This is a genomic window from Burkholderia aenigmatica, from assembly GCF_048627025.1.
Lineage (GTDB): Bacteria > Pseudomonadota > Gammaproteobacteria > Burkholderiales > Burkholderiaceae > Burkholderia > Burkholderia aenigmatica.
This window is the reverse complement of record NZ_CP184470.1, coordinates 962,007-987,403: the sequence shown is the minus strand read 5'-3', so window position 1 is coordinate 987,403 and position 25,397 is coordinate 962,007. Positions and strand designations below refer to the sequence as shown.

The following is a 25,397-nucleotide window of genomic DNA, read 5'->3' as shown; positions in this document are numbered from 1 at the left end:
TGACAATGCTCCGCATAGCAATCGAATGAAGTGGACGCGTCGAAATTCTGGATGCTCAATCGGATCAGGCACAATAGAGCCGGAATCGGTGATCTGAAAAGGCTCATGCTTGCGTGTGCCGAATCAAGCACGGCGAAAAAGCCCGCTATTCCCCGAAACAGAGGATGGAAAATCGTCCGTCTGGTCGTCGCGTTATCCAATACGAATGATTGCCTCTGCCGTTGCTTGGCGGCAATGCCGTCGCATTGTCGCGGTAGAGGAATGCAGGGTTGTGGCGGTGCGGCGACCGATGGCGACCGACGGCGGGGGCTCGGCGGCTGTCATGCAGGTATCCGGTTTCGACGAATCAGGCGTCGTCACCCGTTTCGAATCGATCTGTTCGAAGGGTAAATGCCAACGCAGTTATTTCAACTACATGGAGAAAATAATGAAGAGGATCATGATCGGACTGGTTGCGCTTGCCATGTCCGCAACCGGGTTTGCCAAGGAATGGACGACGATTCGCATTGGCGTCGACCCGTCTTATCCTCCGTTCGAATACAAGAAGCCGTCCGGGGAATTGACTGGCTTCGGCGTGGACCTCGGCAATGAAGTGTGCAAGCGCCTCAATGCGAAATGCCTCTGGGTCGAAAATGCATTCGACGGCATGATTCCCGGCCTGAAGGCGCGGAAATTCGACGCGGTCCTGTCGTCGATGTCGATGACGCCTGCGCGATTGAAGCAAATCGATTTCTCGAACAAGACGGCGCATGCACCGACGTTTCTTGTCGCGAAAAAGGGCTCGGGTATCCAGCCGACGCCGGCATCGCTCAACGGTAAAGCCGTCGGCGTGCTGCAAGGCTCGATGCAGGAGACGTATGCGAAGGCGCATTGGGAAGGTATCGGCGCACGCATCCTGTCGTATCAGAATCAGGATCAGGTGTATGCCGACCTGACCAACGGCCGGCTCGATGCCGCGTTGCAAAATGGCGTGCAAGCATCGCGCGGCTTCCTGAATACGCCGCAAGGCAAGGACTATGCATTCGCGGGCGGTGAGCTGAACGATCCGAAGATTTTCGGACCGGGTCAGGGCATCGGCATTCGCAAGGAAGACACGGACCTGAAGGACAAGATCAACACGGCGCTTGCCGCGATCCGTGCCGACGGGACGTATGACAAGATCGCCAGCCGCTATTTCAATTTCGACATCTACGGCAATTGAGCGCATGCGCGTCCTGCCCGTCGCACCGGGTGACGGGCGCGTGACGTACCCGGCGCGGCGGAACGAAGCGGCGGCATGACGATGTGTCCGCCGCGCCGAAGCACATGTGAAGGGTGATCCTGGCCCACAAAACTGTCGTACCCGGAGCGAGGCAGAAGTGAGAGACGAAGACTTTGCCCTTTTTATCGAGACCTTCTCCGAGGCCACTAGCCGGGTCGAGGTTCCGCGCGCGAGTTTCGACAGGTTCGCGAATAGGTTGCCGGATCAGCTCCTGAAGTATTGGGAGCAAGAAGGTTGGGGTAGCTATGCAGATGGTCTGTTCTGGATCGTGAACCCGGACGAGTATCAAGACATCCTTAATATCTGGCTGGCGGGCACGATCTTCGAGGAAGTCGATAACTATCATGTCATCGCTCGAACGGCGTTCGGTAAGCTGTATGCGTGGGGTGAGAAGACTGGGCCGAGCCTGACGGTTTCATGCCCTACGCATTCCCTGATTGCTCTGGAGAAGGATATGAAGGGGCCGCTCAAGAATCCGGACTTTCGTGTTCAAACCTTCTTTGGTGCCAGGACGCGGAGTGAATGTGACTTCAAGGACGAGTCGAAGCAGCCGTTGTTCAATCGCGCCGTCGGCAAGCTCGGACAGCTCGAGCCGAACGAGATGTATGGCTTTGAGCCAGCTCTGATTGCTGGCGGTCAAATCAATCTCGACCATCTGAGAAAGGTGGATCTCGATGTCCACTTGACGATTCTGCGGCAGCTTGCGTCACCGAAGATGCCATTTACTGGCACTCCGACTTGATTCCGTGTGAGGTAGGAATGGCAAAGGGGATCAGATGAGGGATGGCGACCTTGAAGTTTTCATCGATCGCCATGCCCGGACGTCTTCTACCTGACTATGTGCAGGGTATGCACCGGCTGCGCAAGGCAGGCATCACGGCATCTCTAGACGAGACGGTGGATAGGGCGCTGGCATCATTCGCGAATCGTAGGCGGGTTTTTCGACACCCAGCAGCGATAGAAGCGGTGGGTCAAAGCAATTCTCCGGAAAGAAGTTGCTGAAATAGGAAACGTCTTCGCGACGGTCCATCCTCTCGAACATGGCTTCGATTGGCCCCCAATAGTATCGCCAGGACAAGACATCAAGCTCGCGTTGTCGATCTGGCGGAAGCGCATCGATTGCAATTGCGCTCAACCCGTCACGAGTGAACTGATAGGCACGCCAAAGCGAGTCGATCAGGAAATTCGGCGCACTGGGCGAGAATGCGACATAGTCCGCGCCGGCTCGGTCTCGATATCCTGCAATGCGGGTAAATGCGCGGAAGGACGGGACCGCTGCCATGCTGTCTGGATCGCGCAATTCAAGCTGATAGTAATAGAACAAGGTCTCCGTGGCTTCGTCATACCGGATGACCAGCTTGTTTCCGGGATTGTGGTAGTGCCCGGTTGCCGGGTCTATAAAGCCACCTGAACTATCCCGCTGCAGGCCCGGCTTCTTGCCGAAAATGCATCGGACGTCGTCGATCAACGCATCGCCCCAGTCTTCATAGAATCGGGTCAGCTGTTCATTGCTGATCGCAACTGAAGCATAGATACCAACCGGCTCCATCTGTTCGCTCCGTCAGGTTTTGACCTCATCAATACAGCACGATTATCTGCTCATACTCAGGCTTCGCACAACGCGTGACGACGCGGACTGCCTGCGCTGAAACCGCACCGAGGGCGAGATGAAACCGGGCTTCGCGACGCGGTGGGTCGTGACGTTTCCAATGTCGGTAACAAGAGGCGTCCCAGGTCGCTTTCTCTGCATTCGGTCCGTGCGTTTTTGCATATGAGATGGGTTTTTTCGTCTCTACGCCGTGGAAATCCAAGCCAATACACTCGGTAACGGTATCGCGGAACGGCGCTCTGCGTTTCGCAACCGCGCATTGACAAGAATGACAGGAATGCAGTGCATGTCGAGCGGAACATCGACCGCGCTGCAGATGCACGACGGTGACTTGCCGGATGACGCGATCAAGTGCCGTTTTCGCCGCAGCGGACCCACGAGGTACCGATCGAAGCACAGCGCATGACGATTGTGCGGCGGCGATGACATGACCACCGGCAATGCTCAACGATAACTGAAGCAGATAACAAAGTGTGCGACCGCACTGAGTGAGACAGCGATGACACGATTTACTCCTTCCGCGCAGGCTTTTCTCGACGCGCGCGATCTGCTGCTGCAGCATCGCACCAACTACGAGCGCGCGTATTCCGAGTTCACCTGGCCTGAACTTGAAACATTCAACTGGGCGCTCGACTATTTCGACGTGATGGCCGAGCGTAACGACAACCCGGCGTTATGGATCGTCGACGATCCGGCCGGGCCGGGCAACACGTTCACGTTTGCGCAGATGGCCGAGCGCTCGTCGCGCGTGGCCAACTTCCTCAGAGGCCTGGGGGTGACGCGTGGAGACAGGCTGCTGCTGATGCTGCCGAATCGTGTCGAACTCTGGGACGTGATGCTGGCCGCGATGAAGCTCGGTGCCGTCGTGCTGCCTGCGACGACGCAACTGTCCCCGGACGATGTTCGCGAGCGGGTGGAAGTGGCCGGGGCGCGTTTCGTCGTTGTCGATGCGGCGGAACTCGGGAAGTTCGAGGCGCTCGATGCCGACATGACGTTCATCGCGGTCGGCGCTGCGCCGGGCGCAGCACGTGGCTGGATCGACTTCGGCCACGCATATGATGCGAGCGCCTCGTTCGAACCGGATGGTCCGACGAAGGCGACCGATCCATTGCTGCTGTACTTCACGTCGGGCACGACGTCGAAGCCGAAACTCGTCGAGCATACGCATCAAAGCTATCCGGTCGGACACCTCTCGACGATGTACTGGATCGGTTTGCAGCCGGGTGACGTGCACTGGAACATCAGCTCGCCGGGCTGGGCGAAGCACGCGTGGAGCTGCTTCTTTGCGCCGTGGAATGCGCAGGCGTGCGTGTTCGTCTACAACTATGCGCGCTTCGTACCGAAAGAGACGCTGGATGTACTCGTTCGTTGTGGGGTCACGACGCTCTGTGCGCCGCCGACCGTCTGGCGGATGATGGTGCAAGAGCCGCTTGCGTCGTATCCGGTGAAGCTGCGTGAGATCGTCGGTGCGGGCGAACCGCTGAATCCGGAGATCATCGAGCGGGTGCGGCATGCATGGAACGTCACGATCCGCGACGGCTTCGGCCAGACCGAAACGACCTGCCAGATCGGTAATTCTCCGGGCCAGCCCGTCGTCAACGGATCGATGGGGCGGCCGTTGCCCGGGTACCGTATCGAACTTGTCGATGCCGACGACCAGCCCGCGAGCGAAGGCGAAATTGCGTTGCCTCTCGAGCAGCGTCCGGCCGGCTTGATGACCGGCTATGCGAACAACGAGCAGGCGACCGCGCATGCGATGCGCAATGGCTTGTACCACACGTCGGACGTTGCACTGCGTCTTGACGATGGCTATTACGTGTACGTCGGTCGTGCGGACGACGTGTTCAAGTCATCCGACTACCGGTTGAGTCCTTTCGAGCTGGAGAGCGTGCTGATCGAGCACGAGGCGATCGCGGAGGCGGCCGTGGTGCCAAGTGCCGACCCGCTGCGTCTGTCGGTGCCGAAGGCGTTCGTCATGCTACGTCACGGTTACGATGCCGGCCCCGATCTCGCTCGTGAGGTATTTCGCTTCTCGCGCGAAAAGCTTGCACCGTACAAGCGGATTCGGCGACTCCAGTTCAGCGATTTGCCGAAGACCATCTCGGGCAAAATTCGCCGTGTCGAATTGCGGCGGCTGGAAATGGAACGCGATTCAGGAACCGGGCGATTCGCGGACGAGTATTGGGAAGAAGATTTTCCCGAGTTGCGCTGATCTTGTACCTTGGGGGCCGGGCGCGACGCATTCGCGCCCGGCCCCGATTTCTCCTTGATGCCGCAATGCAGGTATGCTCGCCGACCAGGGCGACCGATCGCGCGTGTCAGTGACCTCGTACACGCAGGTGCCGGCCGAGGAACTCGACGGTGTGTCCGAAGGCCTGCGAAGCGCTCTCCTCATGGTAATGAAGAGGGTCTCCTTCGCGATCGAATCCGTCTCCGGTCGGGTAAAGGCGAATCTGTACGGACGCGGAACCATCGTCAACGGAGGCAGGACGTGAGGACGGACATTGCGGGTCGAGCGTGCCGCAATGCGCCAGCACCGGTCCGGTTCCGTCCTGAGGCGACACGGGCGTCGGCACGCTGTAATACACGACGCACGGTAGCGGCATCTTGCGGGCGGCGGCGAGCGCAACCGCGCCTCCCCAGCCGTATCCAACGATTGCAATCTCGCCTGCGTGACCGATCGCGTCAGCGGCGGTCGCGACGAGCTCGGCCGCGGTGTCGACGCCGAGTGTCGCTGCGAGCGTGTTTCCGCGCAGGTAGTCGTCGGCAGCATAGTCGTCCAGTTCGACTTCACGCTCGACCTTGTCGAACAGCGCGGGCACGACCGTCAGATATCCTTCGGCGGCGTACCTTTCGGCGATGTTGCGCATGTCGGCGTTGACGCCGAATATTTCGTGCACCAGCACGATTCCGCCGACCGGCCTGTCGTCCGGTTCGGCGGACCATCCATTCATCGGCCCATGTGTGCTCACCAGCGTGATCCAGTGACTCATCGATACCTCAGACAATGCGATTGATCGGGAACATCCTGGAGGATTGTGATGCAACCTTCAAAAAATAAACAGTATAGTCTGTTTCTTTTTTGAAGGCTTGCCCGAATCAGTTCAACAGCCCATAGGCGCGCGCTTTGGCGAGCGCCGCAGAGCGGTTTCGCACACCGAGCTTGCCGTAGAGGTTTCTGAGGTGCCATTTGACAGTGGGGAGGCTGAGCGAAAGCTGGTCTGCCAGCGTCTGGTTGCTCAGTCCTTCGTTGACGAGACGCAGGAGTTGCGTTTCGCGCAAGGTGAGGGGCTGGACCACATCGACGGGTCCGGCTGCCGAATTGAAGGCCCGGGTAGCGTCGCCGTCTTCATCGCTTTGCGATTGACCGCAAATGGCGTGAAGCCGGTCGAGAAAATCGATTTCGGCGGGGCGAATCAACGCGAAATCGCGGGCACTCGCTTTGGCGATAAGCTTGCCGACGGCTCGTTGATACAGGATGAACGGATAGACGAGCGAGCCGGTGTGTGCCAGACCGATTGCGCGTGACAGTGCTCGCGTCGCTTCCCGCTTTCTTCCCGCGCGGGCATAGGCATCCATCGATGCGAGCAGGAGGGACACGCGATCGCTGGTGCGCCCTTGCGTGGTGGCGAGCCGCATGGCGGCATCGATCGTGTCATGGGCCTGTTTGAAAAGACCTTTCGCAATGGCCAGCTCGATACCGACGAGCAACCAGTCGCTGCGCTCGCGCATCCCTGTCGCGTGCGTCCGGTTGCCGGACTGAATGACCCGGCCGGCGAGTTCGATTGAATCGGTCTCGGCTTCGATGCCGGCATGCAGGCGCCGCCGGATGCGTTGTGCCGACAATAGAGTCATGATGCGCGGTGCGTACCGGCGCGCTATTTCGTCGAGGGATGAATCGGCCGTGTCGGCGATTTCGCCATCCGGCTTCATGGCCACGCAAGCGCCGAGCCCGAGTTCGGTGGTCATGGGCACGCCGTAATGGTTGGCGGGCTGCATGCTGCGCTAGAGCGGCACGCGTGCGTCGGCAAACTTGCCTTGATCGGTCAGCGCACGGGCATGCACGCTATCGATGATGGCCAGCACGGGAGAGCTTTCCCCGATTTCAGACAGGACGCGGGCTCGCACGTTGCCCAGGATCCGGTCGGCGAGATCCGGTCGTGCGCGAGACAGTGCGAGGGCTGCGCGCAAAATGCCGATCCATGCGCGCAGGAAGATGCTGTGCGATCGTTCGATCGCGCCGTCCGCAGCATCCAGATGCCGCTCGCTTTCGGCCAGATCCCCGCGGTCCAGGGCGGCCAGGGCCGCCACTGCCGTCACGGTGCCGACCTGAAGGGGGTCGTAGTGCCCGGTGTCGTTCAGCCACACCAGCGCCTCGTCGTGAGCGGCGTCCAGTGCATCCGTCGATACCGCCAGCACGATTCTCAGGAATGAGAGATCGGCGGTTTCGAGTGCGGCCGAAGGCGGGGCGGGATCTTCCGACATCCGCCGATCCAGCATTTCCAGCGCGGATCCCGCTTTTTCATACTGCATCAGATGGCACAACGCCCAGACATACCAACCTTGTGCCTGAACCGGCAAATCGCCGCCGAGACTGAGCAATTTCTCAGTCCACTCCACGAACAATGACATTTGCCCGCAGTCTGCCGCAACGTGCCGCGCGATGCGTCCGATCAGACTTTCGGCCCGCTTTACGTCCGGCGCCTCGAGTGCGCTCCCCAACGCCGACACGTAGTCCTTGCGATCCTCGTACCAGCGGGCCGCATTCTTCAATACCTCGGACCGGCGCGCGGGAGACAGACGGTCTTTCGCTTCCTGCAGCAGGTACTCGCGAAGCAGCGTGTGCAAGCGAAACCATCGACGGCCGACGCCGATCGAAAAGATCAGCAGGTTCCGCTGCAGCAGGTCGTCCAGCCAGTCGCGAGCGTTGGGATTGCCGGTGATGAACTCCGCCAGCTCCACGTTGAATTCGCGCACGAGCGCGACCTCCATCAGGAAGTTCACCCGTGCGGGATCGATGATGGACAGGACGCGTTCGGTGAGCACGCGGGAAATGTCTTTCTGGTCGCCGTTGAAATCGCGCAGCGGCGTTGGCGGAAAGTGCGCTGAAGCGGTGTCGCACGGAAACTGCCGTTGCTCCGACATCAGAACCTGGGCCAGGCGCACTGCCGCCGGCCACCCCTCGGTGTGCGCATGGATCTCCTGAACCGCCCTGTCGTCAAGCCCCGCGAATCCCGACAACGAGAACAGTTGTCTCGTCTCGTCGCGGTTGAAACCGAGTTGGTCGGGCCCGAGCAACAGACCATCCACCTCGAGTTTCATCCGGACGAAATCGATCGGGAGGTTACGCACGCTGGAGACGACCAGGCGCACATCCGGCACGCGATGGAACGTCAAGCGTTCGATGAAGGCGGAAACCATCGGATCGATGCACACATCGAGGTTGTCGATGAACAGGATCGTGCGCCCGCGCAGCTGGCGCAGGTCGCCGACGATTGCCTCCAGCGCGTGATTCGGATCAAGAATGTCGACCGGGTCCGCGACCGGACCGGCCGGCTGCGCATGCCGGTCGTCTGTCGTTTGCGACGCGTCCGTCAGGGCCTGTCGAAGGAGCGCCAGGACGGAACGGACATCTCGCTCCCGCTCGTCGAGCGAGAGCCAAAGGCAACGCTCGTCGCCGGAGCGCAGCCAGCGGTAGATTGCACTCAACAGGACCGTTTTCCCGTAACCGGGCGGTGCCGTGACCACCGTGAGGCGGGGAAGTGCCCGGGCGCGTAGCAGCGCAAACGCGCGGGTCGGCACGCGCTCGAAGCCGAAATCAGGGGGCGCAAGCCGTCCGCGGGACCAATTGTTCCAGTTCATCGAGTTCAGTGCTTCCAGGCGTACGACATTGACGTGGTTGCCGCGTATGGGATGGATGCGGGTCAGCCGGTCGGGAACCCCGTTCAACTGCCGGACGGTCCTGCCATTTTGCGATGCACAAAACCGCGGGCGAGATCTGCCGCTCGTGCGCCGCTGGTCAGATTCTGACCGCGCGTCACGACTTCCGGGCCCCGGGTTTTTCCTAGGTCCATACCCGTCCTTTGGGATGGGGATGTTGATCGCAGACAAGGCTTTAATCGTTCTGCAACGAAACGGCGGATATCGATGGTGCGAACCATCGAATCCTCCCGGCGGTTGCGGATGGGTTGGGAGCCGGACCATCCCCGTTCTCCGAATCCCGAGACATCTTGAAGCGGCACTATCTGGCACAAAAAAGACAGCTCAGTCTGTCTGTTTTATTGAATCAAACTGGAGCGAGACGATGAGACTTGAAGGCAAGGTGGCAATCATAACGGGTGCGGCCACCGGTATCGGCAACGCGATCGCGAAGAAGTATGCCGCTGAAGGCGCGAAGATCGTGATCGCCGACGTGAAGGGTGCGGAAGCGGCCGCCGCCGAATTCGGCCCGGGCGTTGCGCTCGGTGTTCACGCGAATGTGGCCGATCCGGACAGCGTCCGGCAGATGGCAGCCGCGGCAGTGGAGCAGTTCGGGAAAATCGACGTGCTGGTCAACAACGCCGGCATCTTCACCGGACTCAACGGTATCCCGATGGAAGCGATTCCGGTCGAGGACTGGGATCGACTCTATGCGGTGAACGTCAAGGGCCCGTGGCTGTGCACGAACGCGGTAGCGGCGGCGATGCGCGAAGGTGGCGGCGGCCGGATCATCAATATCGCTTCGGTCATCGCGCATGTCGGCGTTCCGTTCATGCTGCATTACGTGTCGAGCAAGGGCGCTGTCGCGGCAATGACCCGTGCGATGGCACGCGAATTCGCGGCCACGAAGAGCCGGATCCTGGTCAACTCGATCTCGCCCGGCTACACCCATTCGGCGAACGCGATCGCCAACGCCGGCCAGCATGAGCAATTCGAAGGGGTGGCTTCGCAGATGCGAACGATCGAGCGCCCGCAGCAGCCTGACGACATCGCCGGCGCGGCGCTCTGGCTTGCCAGCGACGACGCGTCTTACATCAACGGCCAGAACGTCGTCGTGGACGGCGGCATTTTCATGAGTCTCTGATCGTCTCTCGGAGGTTCACTACAGCAATCCATCGCAGAGCTAACGCCATGAATGCAAATGTGCCGCACGTTGCGGACCCGACCCGTCTCAGGAACAAGAACTTGATTGGCGGCCAGTGGAAGGATGCGCTTTCCGGCCAGTCGATCACCGTCGAGAACCCCGCGACCGAAGAGATCATCGCGGAAGTGCCTCGCGGCCAACAGGAGGACATCGACGCTGCCGTGAAGGTTGCGCGAACCACATTCGAGTCCGCCGCGTGGCGCAAGATCCGTCCGATCGACCGCGGCCGGATTCTGGAAAACATCGCTCGCAAGATCGAGGAACATGCCGACGAGCTGGTCTGGCTGGAGTCGGTGGACACCGGCAAGGCGATCTCGTTCGCGAAGGTCATCGATCTTCCGTCGACGGTTGACGTGTTTCGCTACATGGGCGGATGGTGCTCGAAGCTGAGTGGCTCGACGCCGCCGATCTCGTTCGATGGAAAGGAATACCACACGTATACGCGTCGCGAGCCGGTCGGGGTGGTCGGTGCGATCACGCCATGGAATTACCCGCTCGCGCTGGGGGCCTGGAAGATTGCATCCGCGTTGGCCGCGGGTTGCACGATGGTTCTGAAGCCTACCGAGCTGACGCCGCTCAGCACGCTTCGGCTCGCCGAGTTGTGCCTCGAAGCGGGATTGCCCGAAGGCGCGCTGAACATCGTCAACGGTTATGGCCATGAGGCGGGCGAGGCACTGGCGCGTCACCCGGACGTCGACAAGATCACCTTCACCGGGTCGACGGCGGTGGGCAAGAAGATCGTCGAGTACTCGCTCGGCAACATGAAGCGCGTGACGCTGGAACTCGGCGGGAAATCGCCGAGCATCGTCTTCGACGATGCGGACCTCGATCAGGTCGCGCTCGGCGCCGCGCTCGCGGTGTTCTTCAACTCAGGTCAGATCTGCTTTGCCGCGAGCCGGCTGTTCGTGCAGGACAGCGTCTACGATCGCGTGGTCGAGGCGATCGCCGCGGTCGCGGCGCAGTTCAAGGTCGGCAACGGCCAGGCCGCCGACACGATGCTCGGCCCGCTGGTGTCGCGCAAGCAGCAGGAGCGCGTGCTGGGTTACGTTCAGTCCGGCATCGAACAAGGCGCGAGCCTCGTGTGCGGCGGCCAGAAGGTGGGCGACAAGGGTTACTTCGTGCAGCCGACCGTGTTTGCCGATGCAGATCAATCGATGAAGATCGTGCAGGAGGAGATCTTCGGGCCGGTCGTCAGCGTCATCCGCTTCAAGGACGAGGCCGAGGCGATCCGCCTCGCGAACGATACGGCGTATGGGCTGGCGGCGAACATCTGGACGCGTGACATCAAGAAGGCACATCGCGTGGCTCACCGGCTGCAAGCGGGGTCGGTATGGATCAACTGTCACGGCGTCATCGACCCGGCCGCGCCGTTCGGCGGGTTCAAGCAGTCCGGCTGGGGGCGTGAAGTATCGGAAGAGGGTCTGGCTGCGTATACCGAAACGAAGACGGTTTGCGCGTTGCTGGACGACTAGTCGATAACCGATTTCCGGGCATTGTGTTTGGGCGGTTGAGGAGACCGATCATGTGGGAATACATTAAGTACTACTTTGCACCGTTCGTGCAGGCGTTGGCGATCTGGGGTTTTTATCGGGGAGGCGACTTCACGTGGATTGCGATCGGTGCGTTTCCGGCCATCGCGATGCTTGACGCGCTGCTACCGCTCGACCTGTCGGAGCGCCGGATGAAGAGTCACTTCTGGGCCTATCTGCCGGTCTGGATTGCGACGCTTCTGTTACCCGTCATGTACTTCGTCTTTGCATGGTCGGTCGGGCATCACGCCCTGACTGCCCTGCAGATGGCGGGCGGTGTCGCAGGTCTGGCCTGGCTGTCGGTCGTGCCGGGCGTACCGGCGACGCACGAACTCTATCACTCACGCGGGCGTCTCGCCCGTTTCGTCGGGCGCTATGGGCAGATCGCGTTTCTCGACTGCATGCGCATGGAAGTGCACGTGGTCGGCCATCATCGTGATGTCGGTACCGCCGAGGACGTCGACACCGCGCGTCGCGGAGCGACCCTGTACCGTTTCGTCATCCGGTCGATGTGGGAATCGACCCGTCTCGAACTCAAGCTCGACGCCGACACGCTCGAGAAGCGCGGCTACTCGCGCTGGTCGATCCGTCACTCCGTGTGGCGAGCGATCCTCGCCGTCGTGGTGTTCGTCGGCATCATCCATGCAATCGGCGGCATCAAGGCAGCAGGCCTGTGCTTCATCGCCATGGTGATCGCGCGCTTCTGGGTAGAGGCATTCAACTATTACCAGCACTTCGGTCAGACCCGGGTCGTCGGTACCCCCATCGAAAAGCGGCACGTGTGGAATCACTACGGCACGCTTTCCCGGTTGTACGCGTTCGAGATCACCAATCACGCCGAGCACCACCTGAATTCCTACCTCCCGTACTACAAGCTGGTGCCGGACAGGCAGGCGATCATCATGCCGAGCATTATCGTCTGCTTCCTTTCGGGGTTCATTCCCCCGTTGTGGTACAGCCGAATCATCAAGCCGGCGCTGCGTCGTTGGGATAACGAATTTGCGTCACCGGCAGAGCGTCGCCTCGCGATGGAGCAGAACCGTAGCGTTGGGTGGGAGGACTGGTTTGACGAGCCGCCGACCAAGCCGGGCAAGCCGACCACGACGGCATGGGCCGGCAGCTGAGCGCGTACTGAACGGAGACTACCCGTGACGATGACCCCCCAACTTGTGCAGAGCCAGACGAGAGACCTGCAGCGGCAAATGATCGGGCACGGCATGCTGATTCTGTTGATCGGCATGCTGGTCGGGATCGGGTTGCTGGTGAGCCTGATCGGCGGGCTGGAAACGTGGCCGGGCCGGCTCGTGTCGGTTCACCTGCCAGGAAGCAGCGCCGCGTGGGTTCGATTCCACATCGGTCAATTGCTGAACGCCTTCCTGATCGTTCTGGTGGCGCTGACGCTGCCCGTGCTCGGCGTCGAACCCCGGCTCGGGCGCCGTCTCGGATGGCTCATGGTCGGGACGGGCTGGGCGAACACGCTCTTCTACGGGGCCGCGCTGTTCGCGCCCAACCGTGCGCTTACCTTCGGCAATAACCGGCTGGGAGATGCGAACTTCGCGTCCTTCATCGGACTGGTTCCCGGTTTGGTATTCGCGATCATTTCCATCGTCGTTGTGCTCATCCTGGTCGGACTGTCGTTTCGACGCCCGGTGTGGCCGGCGACCCAAAAGATCAGTGGTGTTTGATGCGAGACTTTCTGAAAGCGGCATTTGGTAAATCGAAGCCCAGGCAATTGCGGATTCTGCCCCAGGACGTGACGATCGAGATCGGGCAAGGACAGACGCTGCTGGAGGCTGCGCTGGCCCAAGGCGTCGCCTATCCGCATGATTGCACGGTTGGCACATGCGCGTCCTGCAAGACTCGCCTGAAGCAGGGGCGGGTTCGAGAGGCGACACCGTTCGGCTACACGCTGTCCAAGCAGGAGCTCGACGCGGGATACATTCTGGCGTGCCAGGCGTTTCCGCGCGACGAACTCACCGTCGTGGAGATCGAACCGGCTGCGGTCGATCTGCGGCCTGCGGAACAATATGCCGCGACCATCGTCGCAAGCGAGCCGCTCACGCACGACATCCTGAAGGTCACGGTGCAGACGGATCGTGCGATCAACTATGCGGCGGGCCAGTACGGGAATCTGCGCAAGGCAGGCGGAGGCAGAGCGCGATCCTACTCTTTCGCGAATGCGCCGCAACGCAAAGGCAGGACGACACTGGAGTTCTATATCCGCAAGGTTCCGGGCGGCGAGTTCACCGAGGCGCTGTTCAGCGGACAACTGGACGGTACATCGCTGGAAATGGAAGGGCCTTTGGGCACTTTCCATTTGCGCGGCGGTGAGGCTCCGATGGTGTGCGTCGCCGGCGGCAGTGGCCTCGCGCCGTTGATGAGCGTGCTTGAACACGCGAGGGGAAACCGCATCAGGCGCGACTGCACGCTTTTGTTCGGCGCGCGGACGCAGGCGGATCTGTACCAGCTGGACGCTATCGAGAACATCGCCGCGCACTGGCAAGGCAGCTTTCGGTTCATTCCGGTGCTGTCGCACGAACCGATCGACAGCGACTGGCGTGGCGCACGAGGGCTGGTCACCGACCACATCGAAGCCGGGTTCTGCAGTGGGGCCGAGGGTTACCTTTGTGGCCCGCCGCTGATGATTGACGCGGCGATTCCCGCGCTCGGCCGATATGGCATTCCGGTCGACAAGGTGTTCTACGACAAGTTCACCGATAGCGGGACACGTTGAACGCCAATCCGCAAGACATAAGTAAATTCGATACGTTATGGAATCCGTATCAATGAGAAGGTGATTGAAATGAAGTGCGGTTGAGCGCAGCGATCACGCCGCGCAACGAGACAAGAGATATAAAAGATCGGAGACAAAGCATGACGGGAGCACGTGCTGCCTTGGCGGCAGGATGTTTGATCGCCCAATGTTCGAGCGGGACCGTGTGGGCTCAGGACGCATTCAATATCAGTGCCATCGGCGCCAGTTCGCTCGCGATGGGTGGCGTGGCCGCGGCCAGCAATGTCGGTCTGCCCGGCATGATGGTGAATCCGGCCACCCTCGGGCTCATGAACGAAGGAAGCTATGGCGAGCTCGGTGCCGGGGTGATCACGGCTAACGTCAAGGCAAAAAATGAAGCGACCGGGGAGATCGCAGACTCCCATACGCGCGGCAGGAATAACGGACCCTACTATGCGCCCGAGCTGGCCTACTTGTGGCGATATCGGCGTTATGCACTGGGCATTGGCGTGTTTGCGTCGTCTGGTGTCGGGACCGAATATGGCACGGGCAGCTTTCTTTCCCGAACGACGACAAATGGCGTAGACACGGGGCTGGATAATTTTTCCCGTCTCATGGCATTGAAAATTCCCTTTTCAATGGCGTATCAAGTGACCGACAAGCTGACCGTCGGCGGGGCAGTGGAGGCTGTCCTGATCGCGGCGAATATGGGCTTGTTGTTCGATGCTTCGCAACTCGGCGTACTTGGGGCCCAGGGAAGACTCTCGGGAGGATTGTTGTCGTCGTTGATGAGCATTCCGGGTCTTTCAGGCGCTCAACTGCAATTCAGCAACGGCAAGATCGCCGGCGGCGCGGCCGATGGCTGGGGCGTGAGCGGCAAGCTCGGGTTGACCTATCAGGCTACGCCAAGGACAAGGCTGGGGCTCGCGTACCAATTCAAGACGCACGTCAGCGACCTGACCGGGAGTGCGCAGGTTAACGCCGTCAGTGCTTCCGCCGGCAATATTCCGATCGGCGGTACGGTACGCATCGCCGATTTTCAGTTGCCTGCTTCGTTCACGGTCGGTATCAGCCAGGACCTGTCGGACCGGCTCACGGTCGCGGCGGACTATCAGCGCGTGTTCTGGCGCGATGTCATGAGCAGTTTGCGAGTCGGGTTCACCCAGGATGGATCAGGCAAGGGCATTTCCTTGGCGCTTCCGCTGAACTACCGGGACACCAACGTGTTCTCCATTGGCGCGCAATACCGATACAACGCGAACTGGACTTTCCGTGGCGGTTTCCACTATGCGCAGGAGGCGGCGCCGGGTTCCGGATTGCTCGCCATCATTCCTTCGACACCGACCACGAGCATCACGGCGGGGGGCGCCTATACGTTCAATCGAGGCGGGACGATCGACTTCGCGCTGGGCTATTCGCTGCCCAAGCGCGTAGCCAGCAGCGGGAACACCGGGAGCAGCGTGCCGATTTCTGTGACCGATTCGATGTTTCACGTCGCGTGTTCCTATACACAGCGGTTCTAGTGTCGCATCGCACGTTATTTGATGAGTGATCTATGCAAGCTGAATCTTCGGGTTTCGATGTCGTCGTGATTGGTGCGGGAGCGGGCGGGATATGTGCGGCTGCTCGACTCGCCCATCTGGGTTATAGAACGCTGCTTGTCGAATCGCTCGATCGCGTGGGGGGACGGGCGTCGACCCGGGAAGTCGACGGCTTCCTGTGCAATACGGGCGCACTGATCATCGAAGTGGACGGTGCCGTTGCGAAGACCTACGAGGATCTGGGGCTTGCGCTCGATCTCCATATTCCCCGGCGTGCATCGACTGTTCTGCGCGCGAACGGGAAAGACATCAACCTGTCGGAAGGCATCGGCGGGTGGCTGCGGAATGCGGGGCCAAAGGCAGTGGCGGCGATGACGGGCCTCATCCCGTGGCTTGCTCCCAAGAAGGGGCAGTCGCTTTCCGAATGGTTGAACCGGTTTACGCGCAGCCCGGCTGTTCATGGCCTGATCGATAACGCGGTAGGCGCGATGTTTGCGGCGAATAGCACGATATTCCAGGCGGACGTCTTTCTGCACTACTTCACAAAGGACACCGCGTTCAGAAAATTCGGACTGCCGCCCGGCGGAACGATCGAGGTGTGGAAGCCGTTGGTCGATCTGATTGTGTCGAAGGGGGGCGAGGTCTGGCTCGATGCTTCCGTGAAGGCACTCGAGTTCTCTGCCACGGGCCTGGTCGATGCCGTCGTGATCGAGAGGGGCGGACGATCGACGACGGTTCCCTGCAACGTCGTCGTCAGCAATATCGGTCCGCTGCAGACAGCGCTGCTGGCAGAAGAGACGCAGTTTCCCCGCGGCTACGTGCAATCGGTTCGCGATGCGACTCATCCTGCCGCAATCATTACGGTCCACTTCGCCAGCCGGCAACCGCTTGCGCATTTTCCGGGGCTGGCGTTGTTCGCAAAGACAAGACGCATGGTGTATGCGGCGAATTTCAGCGCACCGGAGCTCAGGCGCGCACCGCCTGGATGGCACCTGTATTGCGGTGCATCGGTACCGCGACCACCTTGCGGTCAGTTCGACGTGGAGAAGGAAACGGCACTGCTGTTCGATGACCTTCGTGAGCATTTCCCCGGCTTCGACGACGCCAGGATCGTCGCCGTCGACGTCACCGCGCATGAATGGCCCGCGCAGCGTGCCGTTACCGGCTACGACCTGCCCAGCCAGACGCCGGTGGGCAATCTCTGGAACGTGGGGGATGGCGTCAAGCCGTGGGGATCGGGGGGGACGGCTGCTTGCGCGGAAGTCGCGAGAAGGGTGGTCGAGGATATCCAGGTGCGCTTTCCGTTGTCCTGGCCGGCTTCACGTTTGAATGTGAACGCGAGCGGAGAGCATAAAGCGGTTCGAGTGTAAGCCTGGCGACCCCGTTTCAGTGAATTCGGGGCGTCGTAGCAAATGGGAGGAACAATTGTGAAGGTTGCAGTCATTGGTGGCGGCCCGGCCGGATGCACCGCCGCATATACGTTGCGAAAGCATGGGCATGAGACCGTGTTGTTCGAAAGCCAGGATCATGTCGGCGGGCGAACGAGCCAGGTCCATCGAGACGGATTCAATCTCGGCTCCGGCGCATTGTTCCTGATGGGAGGCATCTATCCGCGAACGAATGCGATCCTCAAGGAGCTGGGTCGTCACGGCGAATTGGTCGCATGGGACGCCAAGACCCATGTCGTCGATTGGGACAGGCAGCGCTACACCGTGGATTTCGATCAGGTCCTGAGTTTCCTGAAGCTGCCGGTCTTCAGTACGCTCGACAAGCTCCGGATCGGTCTGGGCGTCCTGAAACAACTGCTGTCCCCGGGGCCGAAATCCTGCTTTGACGGTGCGGAGCTGGCCAAGCATGACAACGGCGAGCACCTGGAGAGCTGGTCCTTGCGTGTGCTCGGGAAGAAGGGGCATCACTACATAACGGTTCCCTATATGGGATTCCTGTATGCGGTGCCGATGAATTGGCTGTCGACGCCGCTGTATCAGGCCATCATCCAGCAGTTTTACAAACTCTCGCTGCAAGTTCCGCCTAAAGGCGTGGGGCAGATTTGCGACTGGCTCATTGAAGGGGCTTCGGGCGTCGATCTCCGTCTGTCCAGCCCGGTGAGGGGGATCTACAAGAACGATCGGAACTACACGATCGCGTCGAACAACGAGCTTTACACCGTCGATGCGGTCATTCTCGCGTCGGAGCCCGGCGTATCGGCCGACCTGCTCGAGGGCGTGGTGTCGGAACAGTCGACCGGGAAACTCAGAAAATGCCTGTATTCCGAGTACGCGCACGTTCAAGTCTGCTACGCGAATAATCCGTGGCCGAACTTCCCGGTGAGCGTTGCGTTGCCTGCCAACGATCTTCGAAACTGGGGCGCCTGCGTCCTGCAGAGCAAACGCCACCCGAATGCGGTTCCGCCTGGCGGCGAGGCGGTGGGTGTCTACTTCTACACGCCGCCGCTGGAACACATGACGGATGACGACATCAAGCGCGAGGCGGTGACCGCGGTAACGGAAGTTTTCGGTGCGGCGCCGGAGCCGACATTCGTTCATCTGTTCCGCTACAAGCGCGGTCTTTCGATCGCAGGCCCCGGACACTATGCAATGCTGAACTCGCTGCACGGCGAAATGCCGAAGGGCATCTATCTGGCCGGCGATTATTTCGCCCATGCGGGCGTCGAAGCGGCCGTGTTGAGCGGTGAGCTGGCTGCGAACCGCCTGATGGGGCGAGCATAAGTTCATTGGTGAGCCGGCGTATTCAAGGCATGTGATTAGCTGTACTTCTTTGTTAAAGAAACACAACCAGCACGAAGGAGAGAGATGATGGATTCAACGATGAGCAATCGCGCATATTTCCGGTACTGGCGGCTTTGTGCACTGTGCGGGCCGATTTTTCTGGCCGCGTTCCTGCTGTGCTGGGGCATGCTCGGATACAACATTCCGCCCATCCCGGCCGATCGAACACCGGAACAGATGGCTGATTTCTTCCGCCATCATTACAACGAAGTGCGTGCCGGCATGGCTGGCGCGATGCTCTTCGGCGTGCTGTATTTGCCGTGGACCTTGTCGATCACCAACGTGATGAAACGGCTCAATCCGGAGGAAAACGATGTCCTTTCGACCTTGCAGATGTGGGGCGGTGGCCTGACGGTCGTGCCCCTGGTGACATCGTCGGTCTTCTGGTTGACGGGGGCGTATCGTCCCGACGTACTGTCGCCGGTCACGCTGCAGATGCTCTATGACATGGGCTGGCTGTTGATCGACATGTTCTATGCGATCACCACCATTCCGATGGTCGCGATCGGGATGGCCGGCCTGACGGACCGGCGTGCGAAGCCGCTGTTTCCTCGATGGGCCTGCTGGTATTCGATCTGGGCCGGCCTGAGTTTTCTCTTCGAGTTGATGATGCCGGTGTTCAAGACGGGGCTGTTTGCTCGACAGGGATGGTTGAATTTCTGGGTCGAGTTCCTCGTGTGGTTCGGCTACATCCTGCTGATCACGTTTTATGTCTTCAAGGCCGTGCCGCGGCTCGAGCAGGAGCGCGCGGATCGATTGAAGCTGGCAGGAAACGTCACGCGCCAATCGGTCGGTGCGCGTCTGTCGAACGCATGACCTCATTGCACGGTGGGTCGATATGACTAGTCTTGGTTCCCCGGCTTCGGCAGACGCAGCGGTCGAAGCCCCGCGACAAGGTGCCCGGCCCGTGTCGGTGCCCGGCATCTTGTTCTTCATCATCGCCGATATTGCGATATTCGGCGCGTTCTTCGTGGCGTTCATGATCGAGCGGCGCGGTCAGCTCGAACTGTTTGACGTCTCGTCCCGCAGTTTGAATATCGGACTCGGTCTGCTCAATACGTTGATCTTGATGACGAGCGGCATGTTCGTGGCATTTGCGGTCAACGCCGCGCGGCGCGCGCAGGTGGGTCAGGCCAGGCGTTGGTTGCTGTTGGCCATGTTGGTCGGTGCCGGTTTCGGGGTGACGAAGCTGACTGAATACTTCGACAAGTTTTCCCATGGCATCAGTATGCTGACCAACGATTTCTTCATGTTCTATTTCGTGCTGACCGGTGCGCATTTCATCCACTTTGTCGCCGGAATGATCATTCTCGCGACGCTCTGGTTCAGGGCGGCCCGCGAGCCGGTACATGAAGGGCCATTGTTTGAGTGGATCGAGGCGGGCGCACTGTACTGGCATATGGTCGACCTGCTCTGGATCGTTATTTTCCCGATGCTTTATCTGGTAGGAGCGCAATGATGGAGCAGGCGCATACGACTTCGGCCCGGGCGTTCTTCGTGTGGTTGTTCTTGATGGTGGCGACGCTTTGCAGCGGTTTTCTTGCAGAGCATCATGGTCTGGCCAACGGATTGACGGCGGTTGTGGCCATCATGTTCATTGCGGCGATCAAGGGGCGCGCCGTGCTGTTGCACTTTATGGAGATCAAGGCGGCACCGCTGCCGTGGCGTATCGCATTCGAGGCCTGGATGTGGGGCGTGTGCGGCACGATTGTCGCGATCTGGGCCTGCAGCGGCGCTTGACGTTCGCGTACCGGGCGGGCCTGCCCCTTGTTCGTTGACTCGCCTGGGCAGGTCGACCCGGAGAGGGCGCGCTTGAGCGGGGCGCTCGTGCTGCTGCATCGCAGCAGCGAAATATGGCCATCCCGAGTTGACACAAACACGCTGCCGCACAACAATTGCAAAAAAACAGACGGGCTAGTCTGTTTGTATGTTGTGAGTTGAGGAAGACGGACGCATTCAGACGGAATCGTGATGAACGAAAGGATCAAGAGGATTGTGATCGCGGGAGCAGGTCAGGCCGGGGCGACAGTTGCATTCGGTCTGCGCGAGCGGGGTTTCGACGGCGAGATCGCGTTGATTGGAGAGGAGTCGCATCTTCCTTACGAACGGCCGCAACTGTCGAAGGAGATGCTGCAGCCGGCGTCGGCCGAACTTCGGTTGATCAAGGCGCATGCCGAATTTGAGCGGCATGGGATTCAGCTCAGCCTCGGCCGCAAGGTTGTCCGGACCGACGCGAGCCTGCGTCGGGTCTTGCTGGACGACGGGGGCGCGATCGCGTTCGACCGGTTGGTCATCGCGACGGGCGTGAATCCTCGGCAGTTGCCGGCGACGGTCGCCGACCCCGCCCGGGTGCGTTATCTGCGTACGGTCGAAGATGCCCGCAAGCTGCGGGTGGACCTGGAAGGCGGCGAGCCCATCGCGATCGTGGGCGGCGGCGTCATCGGGCTGGAAGTTGCCGCGGCGGCGCGCGCGCTGGGATGCCAGGTGACCGTGATAGAGAGTGCGGATCGACTGATGTCGAGAAGTGTGGACGAGCTGGTATCGCGTTACCTCGACAGGGTACATGCACGCGAAGGCGTGGATGTCCGCTATCGGGTACAGGTGACGGGGCCATTCGAGGACGGCCGTCTGACGTTGTCTGACGGCAGCTCGGTCGCCGCGCACACCCTGGTGGCCGGGATCGGCGTCACGCCGAACACTGGCGGTTTCGACGACCTTGGCATTACCGATGCCGCGGGCGTGCGGGTGGATGCATACGGTCAGACCGCCATCGACGGCATTTTCGCGGCGGGCGATATTGCTTCGCAGCCGGCAGGCAGCGCGTTTGGACGGATCGAGACGTGGGCCAACGCTCGGGATCATTCGCTGAACGTGGTCAGGAATCTGCTGGGCGAGTCCGTGCGTTACGAATCGCCGGTGTGGTTCTGGTCCGACCAGGGGCGGACGAATCTTCAGGTTGTCGGGAATGCGACATGCGGGACGCGCGTCATCCGGGGCGACGAAAACGGAGACGCCTTCAGTATTTTCTGGCTGGACGAAGGCGGTCACGTCACCGGCTGTTCGTCCGTCAATTCGCCCAAGGACATGGCGGTCGCTCGCCGCTGGGTGAAACAGGGAGATCGAGTGGACCCGCGGCACCTCGCCGATTCGGGCATCCCGTTACGTAATTGCGTGCTTTGAGCGCACGCGATCCAAATCGAGAGGATAAGAACATGACGAGTGAGACGAAGTGGATGGAGATCGACGAGACGAATCTCCAGTTCCGGGTGGCCCGGGAGACATTTGTCAGCGAGCAGATTCTGTTCGACGAATACGAGAAGATCTTCGACACGTGCTGGCTCTATGTCGGGCACGTATCGGAGTTCAAAAAGCCCGGCGACTTCGTCACCCGGACGATCGCGCGTCGCAATCTGCTGGTGACCATGGGTACGGACAACAGCATCAACGCGTTCTTCAACACGTGTCCGCACCGCGGTGCGACGGTCTGTCGAGATCGTTCCGGCAACTCGAAGAACTTCCAGTGCTTCTACCACGGCTGGGTGTTCGGTTGCGACGGCAACCTGAAGAGCCAGCCCGGCAAGGAGCGCTATTGCGCGGATTTCATCGCGAGTGGCGCAGGCAACCTCGTCCCCGTGCCGAAGTTCGATATCTACGCCGGCTTCTGTTTCGTCAGCTTCAATGCGGACGTGGAACCGCTGCCCGACTATCTGGCGGGTGCGAAGGAATACCTCGACCTGGTGTCGAAGTATTCGGAGAGCGGCATGGCGATTTCCAGCGGCACGCAGGAGTATGCGATTCGTGCGAACTGGAAGCTGCTGGTGGAAAACAGCGTGGACGGTTATCACGCGGTCAGTACGCACGCGACCTACCTCGATTATCTGAAGAACACCAACGGTAGCCTGTCGAGCACGAAGCTCGAAGGGACGAGCTACGACCTCGGCAACGGTCACGCGGTGCTCGAGTACACCGCGCCGTGGGGGCGCCCGATTGCATCCTGGGTACCGCTGTGGGGCGAGGATGGCAAGAAGGAGATCGACGGAATCTATGCGCGCCTCGTCGAACTGCACGGCGAGGAGATGGCCGATCGTATGGCGCACAAGAACCGCAACCTGCTGATCTTTCCGAATCTCGTCATCAACGACATCATGGCGATCACGGTGCGGACGTTCTATCCGCAGGCGCCGAACTACATGCTGGTCAACGGCTGGTCACTCGCGCCCAACGAAGAATCCGACTGGGCGAAGAAATTCCGGCTCAGCAACTTCCTCGAATTCCTCGGACCGGGCGGGTTTGCCACGCCGGACGACGTCGAAGCGCTGGAGTCGTGCCAGAACGGATTCAATAACTATCGCCTCGTGCCGTGGAGCGATATCTCGAAGGGAATGGGCAAGGCGTCGCCCAACTACGACGACGAGTTGCAGATGCGTGCGTTCTGGACGCGCTGGAACCAGTACATCAGCGCTTCGTCCCCGTCGAAGCCGAATGCCGATCAACGTTCGGCGGAAACCGCAGCCTGAGGACACGCACATGAACGCCATCACGATCGAAAAGGAACCGGTGCGTATCCCGTCGTCCCGCGACTTCGCGGAGTACGTGACGCGAGTCGAAGTCGAGGACCTGCTGTTTCACGAGGCAGAGCTGCTCGATACGTGGCAGCTCCACGACTGGTTGTCGCTGTTCACCGACGACGGCACCTACTATGTACCGTCGACCGATCTGCCGCGCACTGCAAGCGCGGACGACAGCCTGTTCTACATCGCCGACGATCCGGTGCGGCTGCGCGAGCGGGTGATTCGGCTGATGAAGAAAACCGCGCACTCCGAATATCCGCGCTCGCGCACCCGGCATCTGGTCGGCAACGTCCGCATCCTCGACGCCGGTCCGGACGAGATCAAGGTCGCGGCCGCTTTCGTGACCTACCGGATCAAGTTCGGCAGCAACGATGCGTATGTCGGGAGCACGCACTATCGCCTGCGACGTGTCGACGGACAGTTGCGGATCGTGGAAAAGCGCTGTTTCCTGGATCTCGAAGCGCTGCGCCCACACGGGCGGGTGAGCATCATTCTCTGAGCGAGGCCAATCATGGATATCACGCTTCCTTTCCGCTACAAGAAACTTGGCTACGCCGCGCTCAACGTCACCAACCTCGACCGCTCCATCGCGTTTTATACGGACATCGTCGGCCTCGAGCTGATGCAACGGAGCGCGGGTGTCGCGTATCTGCGCTGCGGCCGGGATCATCACAGCATGCTCCTGTGCGAATCGCCGGAACATGGGCTCAAGCGGGTGGGTTTCGAACTGGAGCAGGAAAGCGACGTCCGGGCAGCGTTCGACCATTTCGAGCGGCTCGACATGGCGCCGGCCTGGGTGCCGCAGGAGGAATCCAGGCAGATGAAGCAGGGCCCGGGATTCCGGGTGCGGGAACGCCATAGCGGATTGCTGTTCGAGCTGTTCGTCGGCAACACGCATATGGGCAAACCGTTCGTGCCGACGGTCGCGAAGATCGCCCGCATCGGCCACGTGGTAATCGGCTCCGAGAATTTCGCCGCGAGCCGGGATTCGCTCGTGAGCGATTTCGGATTCCGGGTTTCGGATCTGATCGAGGATCGCATCGCGTTCATGCGTTGTCATCCGAATCCGTTTCATCACACGTTCGCGGTCGGGCCGGCGAGCAGCAATCATTTCCATCACGTGAATTTCATGGTGACGGATATCGACGACATCGGCAAGGCGCTCTACCGGATCAAGAAGCACGACGTGAAGGTGGTGTTCGGCCCGGGCAGGCATCCGCCGTCCGACAGCATCTTCTTCTACTTCCTCGATCCGGACGGGATCACCGTGGAGTACAGCTTTGGCATGGAGGAATTCGCGGAACACGGCGCCCGGCCACCGCGCTACATGGAGCCCGTACCCGAGTCGTTCGACGTGTGGGGCGCGGTGCCGGACGGCCAGTTCGGCCGCAGCGGTCCGATCGAGTGCGCAGGAGAAGAGGCATCGGTGTCGACGATTCAGAAGGTGATCGGTTGAGCGCGATGAAAAACAAACAGAACAGTCTGGATGAATATGTCGCAGTGGTTACCGGCGGCGCTCACGGCATCGGGTTGGGCATTGCCGAGCGGTTGCTGCGACTGGGCGCGAAGGTCATGGTGTCGGATCTCGATCGCGAAGGGCTGGCAGCCAGTTGCGAACGCCTCGCGAAGTCATACGGCAACGCGATTGCCGCGCACGCGGCGGATCTGTCCAGGGAGCGCAGCGTGCAATCGTTGCATCGCGCCGTCACGAAGCGCTTCGGGCCCGCGCAGATCCTCGTCAATTGTGCCGGCGGCGGTGTCATCCGCCCGTTCCTCGAGCACACGCCCGAGACGCTGAAGGCAACCATCGACAGGAACCTGTGGACGGCCATCTGGTGTAGCCGCGTGTTTCTGCCGGACATGGTCGCCGCGGCGTACGGCCGGATCGTCAACATCGGTGCCGACTCGGTTCGCAACGGCCTGCCCGATCACGCGGGGTACAACGCGGCAAAGGGCGGCGTGCATGCATTGACGACGGGCCTGGCGCGCGAGTTCGCGTTGAACGGCATCACCGTGAACACGGTGGCGCCTTGCGCGGTGAATACGGACGCGTGGGTGAAAGTGAAGCAGTCGAATCCGGACCTCGCCCAACGGTTCGTGGACGTGATTCCGATCGGCCGGGTAGGGGAGGTCGACGAAGTGGCTTCGATGGTGGGTTATCTGGCGTTGCCGGAGGCGGCGTTCGTCACCGGTCAGGTAATCAGTGTCAACGGCGGCAGCGCAATGTTGTGAGGATCGGA

Annotated in this window: 23 protein-coding genes; 19 read left to right on the top strand and 4 right to left on the bottom strand. The window is 60.8% G+C overall.

Going from position 1 to position 25,397, the window contains the following annotated elements:
• Window positions 1-415 precede the first annotated feature (415 nt).
• Entirely contained in the window at window positions 416-1,201 is a 786-nt protein-coding gene (locus ACN8ZM_RS36800) for an ABC transporter substrate-binding protein (RefSeq protein ID WP_043185873.1), read from the top strand.
• Window positions 1,202-1,358: 157 nt separating this feature from the next.
• Window positions 1,359-2,003 (top strand): GAD-like domain-containing protein, encoded by a 645-nt coding sequence (locus ACN8ZM_RS36795; protein WP_420212909.1) that lies wholly within the window; start codon window positions 1,359-1,361, stop codon window positions 2,001-2,003.
• Window positions 2,004-2,135: 132 nt separating this feature from the next.
• Here the strand turns inward: ACN8ZM_RS36795 and ACN8ZM_RS36790 are convergent, their stop codons facing one another.
• On the bottom strand, window positions 2,136-2,810 hold the full coding sequence (locus ACN8ZM_RS36790; RefSeq protein ID WP_043185564.1) for a hypothetical protein: 675 nt from the start codon (window positions 2,808-2,810) through the stop codon (window positions 2,136-2,138).
• Between the two features lie 559 nt (window positions 2,811-3,369).
• Here ACN8ZM_RS36790 and ACN8ZM_RS36785 point away from each other — a divergent pair.
• On the top strand, window positions 3,370-5,082 hold the full coding sequence (locus ACN8ZM_RS36785) for an AMP-binding protein (RefSeq protein ID WP_420212908.1): 1,713 nt from the start codon (window positions 3,370-3,372) through the stop codon (window positions 5,080-5,082).
• Between the two features lie 106 nt (window positions 5,083-5,188).
• Here the strand turns inward: ACN8ZM_RS36785 and ACN8ZM_RS36780 are convergent, their stop codons facing one another.
• From ACN8ZM_RS36780 to ACN8ZM_RS36770, 3 genes are all read right to left on the bottom strand, one after another.
• Window positions 5,189-5,863, bottom strand: coding sequence for a dienelactone hydrolase family protein (locus ACN8ZM_RS36780; protein ID WP_420212907.1), 675 nt, complete (start codon window positions 5,861-5,863; stop codon window positions 5,189-5,191).
• Window positions 5,864-5,969: 106 nt separating this feature from the next.
• The gene (locus ACN8ZM_RS36775) at window positions 5,970-6,839 is read right to left on the bottom strand and encodes a LuxR C-terminal-related transcriptional regulator (RefSeq protein WP_420212906.1); all 870 of its coding nucleotides are present in this window, start codon (window positions 6,837-6,839) and stop codon (window positions 5,970-5,972) included.
• A gap of 36 nt (window positions 6,840-6,875) precedes the next feature.
• Window positions 6,876-8,819: a hypothetical protein gene (locus ACN8ZM_RS36770; protein WP_420212905.1), complete on the bottom strand. Its 1,944-nt coding sequence runs from the start codon at window positions 8,817-8,819 to the stop codon at window positions 6,876-6,878.
• A 145-nt stretch (window positions 8,820-8,964) separates the two neighbouring features.
• On the opposite strand from ACN8ZM_RS36770, the gene ACN8ZM_RS36765 reads away from it, so the two are divergent.
• From ACN8ZM_RS36765 to ACN8ZM_RS36690, 16 genes are all read left to right on the top strand, one after another.
• Window positions 8,965-9,933, top strand: a complete 969-nt coding sequence (locus ACN8ZM_RS36765; protein WP_420212904.1) for an SDR family NAD(P)-dependent oxidoreductase — start codon at window positions 8,965-8,967, stop codon at window positions 9,931-9,933.
• 101 nt (window positions 9,934-10,034) lie between these two features.
• Entirely contained in the window at window positions 10,035-11,465 is a 1,431-nt protein-coding gene (locus ACN8ZM_RS36760) for an aldehyde dehydrogenase family protein (protein WP_241017538.1), read from the top strand.
• 50 nt (window positions 11,466-11,515) lie between these two features.
• Entirely contained in the window at window positions 11,516-12,646 is a 1,131-nt protein-coding gene (locus tag ACN8ZM_RS36755) for an alkane 1-monooxygenase (RefSeq protein ID WP_420212903.1), read from the top strand.
• A 24-nt stretch (window positions 12,647-12,670) separates the two neighbouring features.
• Window positions 12,671-13,207: a hypothetical protein gene (locus ACN8ZM_RS36750; protein WP_226279945.1), complete on the top strand. Its 537-nt coding sequence runs from the start codon at window positions 12,671-12,673 to the stop codon at window positions 13,205-13,207.
• Window positions 13,207-14,256 (top strand): 2Fe-2S iron-sulfur cluster-binding protein, encoded by a 1,050-nt coding sequence (locus tag ACN8ZM_RS36745; RefSeq protein ID WP_420212902.1) that lies wholly within the window; start codon window positions 13,207-13,209, stop codon window positions 14,254-14,256. The genes ACN8ZM_RS36750 and ACN8ZM_RS36745 overlap by 1 nt, the downstream gene beginning before the upstream one ends.
• Before the next feature lie 140 nt (window positions 14,257-14,396).
• The gene (locus ACN8ZM_RS36740; protein WP_420212901.1) at window positions 14,397-15,779 is read left to right on the top strand and encodes an OmpP1/FadL family transporter; all 1,383 of its coding nucleotides are present in this window, start codon (window positions 14,397-14,399) and stop codon (window positions 15,777-15,779) included.
• 32 nt (window positions 15,780-15,811) lie between these two features.
• Window positions 15,812-17,167: a phytoene desaturase family protein gene (locus ACN8ZM_RS36735; RefSeq protein ID WP_420212900.1), complete on the top strand. Its 1,356-nt coding sequence runs from the start codon at window positions 15,812-15,814 to the stop codon at window positions 17,165-17,167.
• A gap of 57 nt (window positions 17,168-17,224) precedes the next feature.
• Window positions 17,225-18,526: a protoporphyrinogen/coproporphyrinogen oxidase gene (locus ACN8ZM_RS36730; RefSeq protein ID WP_420212899.1), complete on the top strand. Its 1,302-nt coding sequence runs from the start codon at window positions 17,225-17,227 to the stop codon at window positions 18,524-18,526.
• 99 nt (window positions 18,527-18,625) lie between these two features.
• Window positions 18,626-19,402: a hypothetical protein gene (locus ACN8ZM_RS36725; protein ID WP_155291980.1), complete on the top strand. Its 777-nt coding sequence runs from the start codon at window positions 18,626-18,628 to the stop codon at window positions 19,400-19,402.
• Between the two features lie 22 nt (window positions 19,403-19,424).
• Complete coding sequence (locus tag ACN8ZM_RS36720; RefSeq protein ID WP_420212898.1) at window positions 19,425-20,045, top strand: cytochrome c oxidase subunit 3; 621 nt, start codon at window positions 19,425-19,427, stop codon at window positions 20,043-20,045.
• Window positions 20,045-20,326, top strand: a complete 282-nt coding sequence (locus ACN8ZM_RS36715; RefSeq protein WP_089454193.1) for a cytochrome C oxidase subunit IV family protein — start codon at window positions 20,045-20,047, stop codon at window positions 20,324-20,326. Before ACN8ZM_RS36720 ends, ACN8ZM_RS36715 begins: the two co-directional genes overlap by 1 nt.
• 231 nt (window positions 20,327-20,557) lie before the next feature.
• Entirely contained in the window at window positions 20,558-21,766 is a 1,209-nt protein-coding gene (locus ACN8ZM_RS36710) for an NAD(P)/FAD-dependent oxidoreductase (protein ID WP_420212897.1), read from the top strand.
• Between the two features lie 32 nt (window positions 21,767-21,798).
• Complete coding sequence (locus tag ACN8ZM_RS36705; protein WP_043185591.1) at window positions 21,799-23,103, top strand: aromatic ring-hydroxylating oxygenase subunit alpha; 1,305 nt, start codon at window positions 21,799-21,801, stop codon at window positions 23,101-23,103.
• A gap of 10 nt (window positions 23,104-23,113) precedes the next feature.
• Complete coding sequence (locus tag ACN8ZM_RS36700; protein ID WP_089454264.1) at window positions 23,114-23,656, top strand: aromatic-ring-hydroxylating dioxygenase subunit beta; 543 nt, start codon at window positions 23,114-23,116, stop codon at window positions 23,654-23,656.
• A 12-nt stretch (window positions 23,657-23,668) separates the two neighbouring features.
• The gene (locus ACN8ZM_RS36695) at window positions 23,669-24,613 is read left to right on the top strand and encodes a VOC family protein (RefSeq protein WP_420212896.1); all 945 of its coding nucleotides are present in this window, start codon (window positions 23,669-23,671) and stop codon (window positions 24,611-24,613) included.
• Window positions 24,514-25,389, top strand: a complete 876-nt coding sequence (locus tag ACN8ZM_RS36690) for an SDR family oxidoreductase (protein WP_420212895.1) — start codon at window positions 24,514-24,516, stop codon at window positions 25,387-25,389. Before ACN8ZM_RS36695 ends, ACN8ZM_RS36690 begins: the two co-directional genes overlap by 100 nt.
• Window positions 25,390-25,397 lie beyond the last annotated feature (8 nt).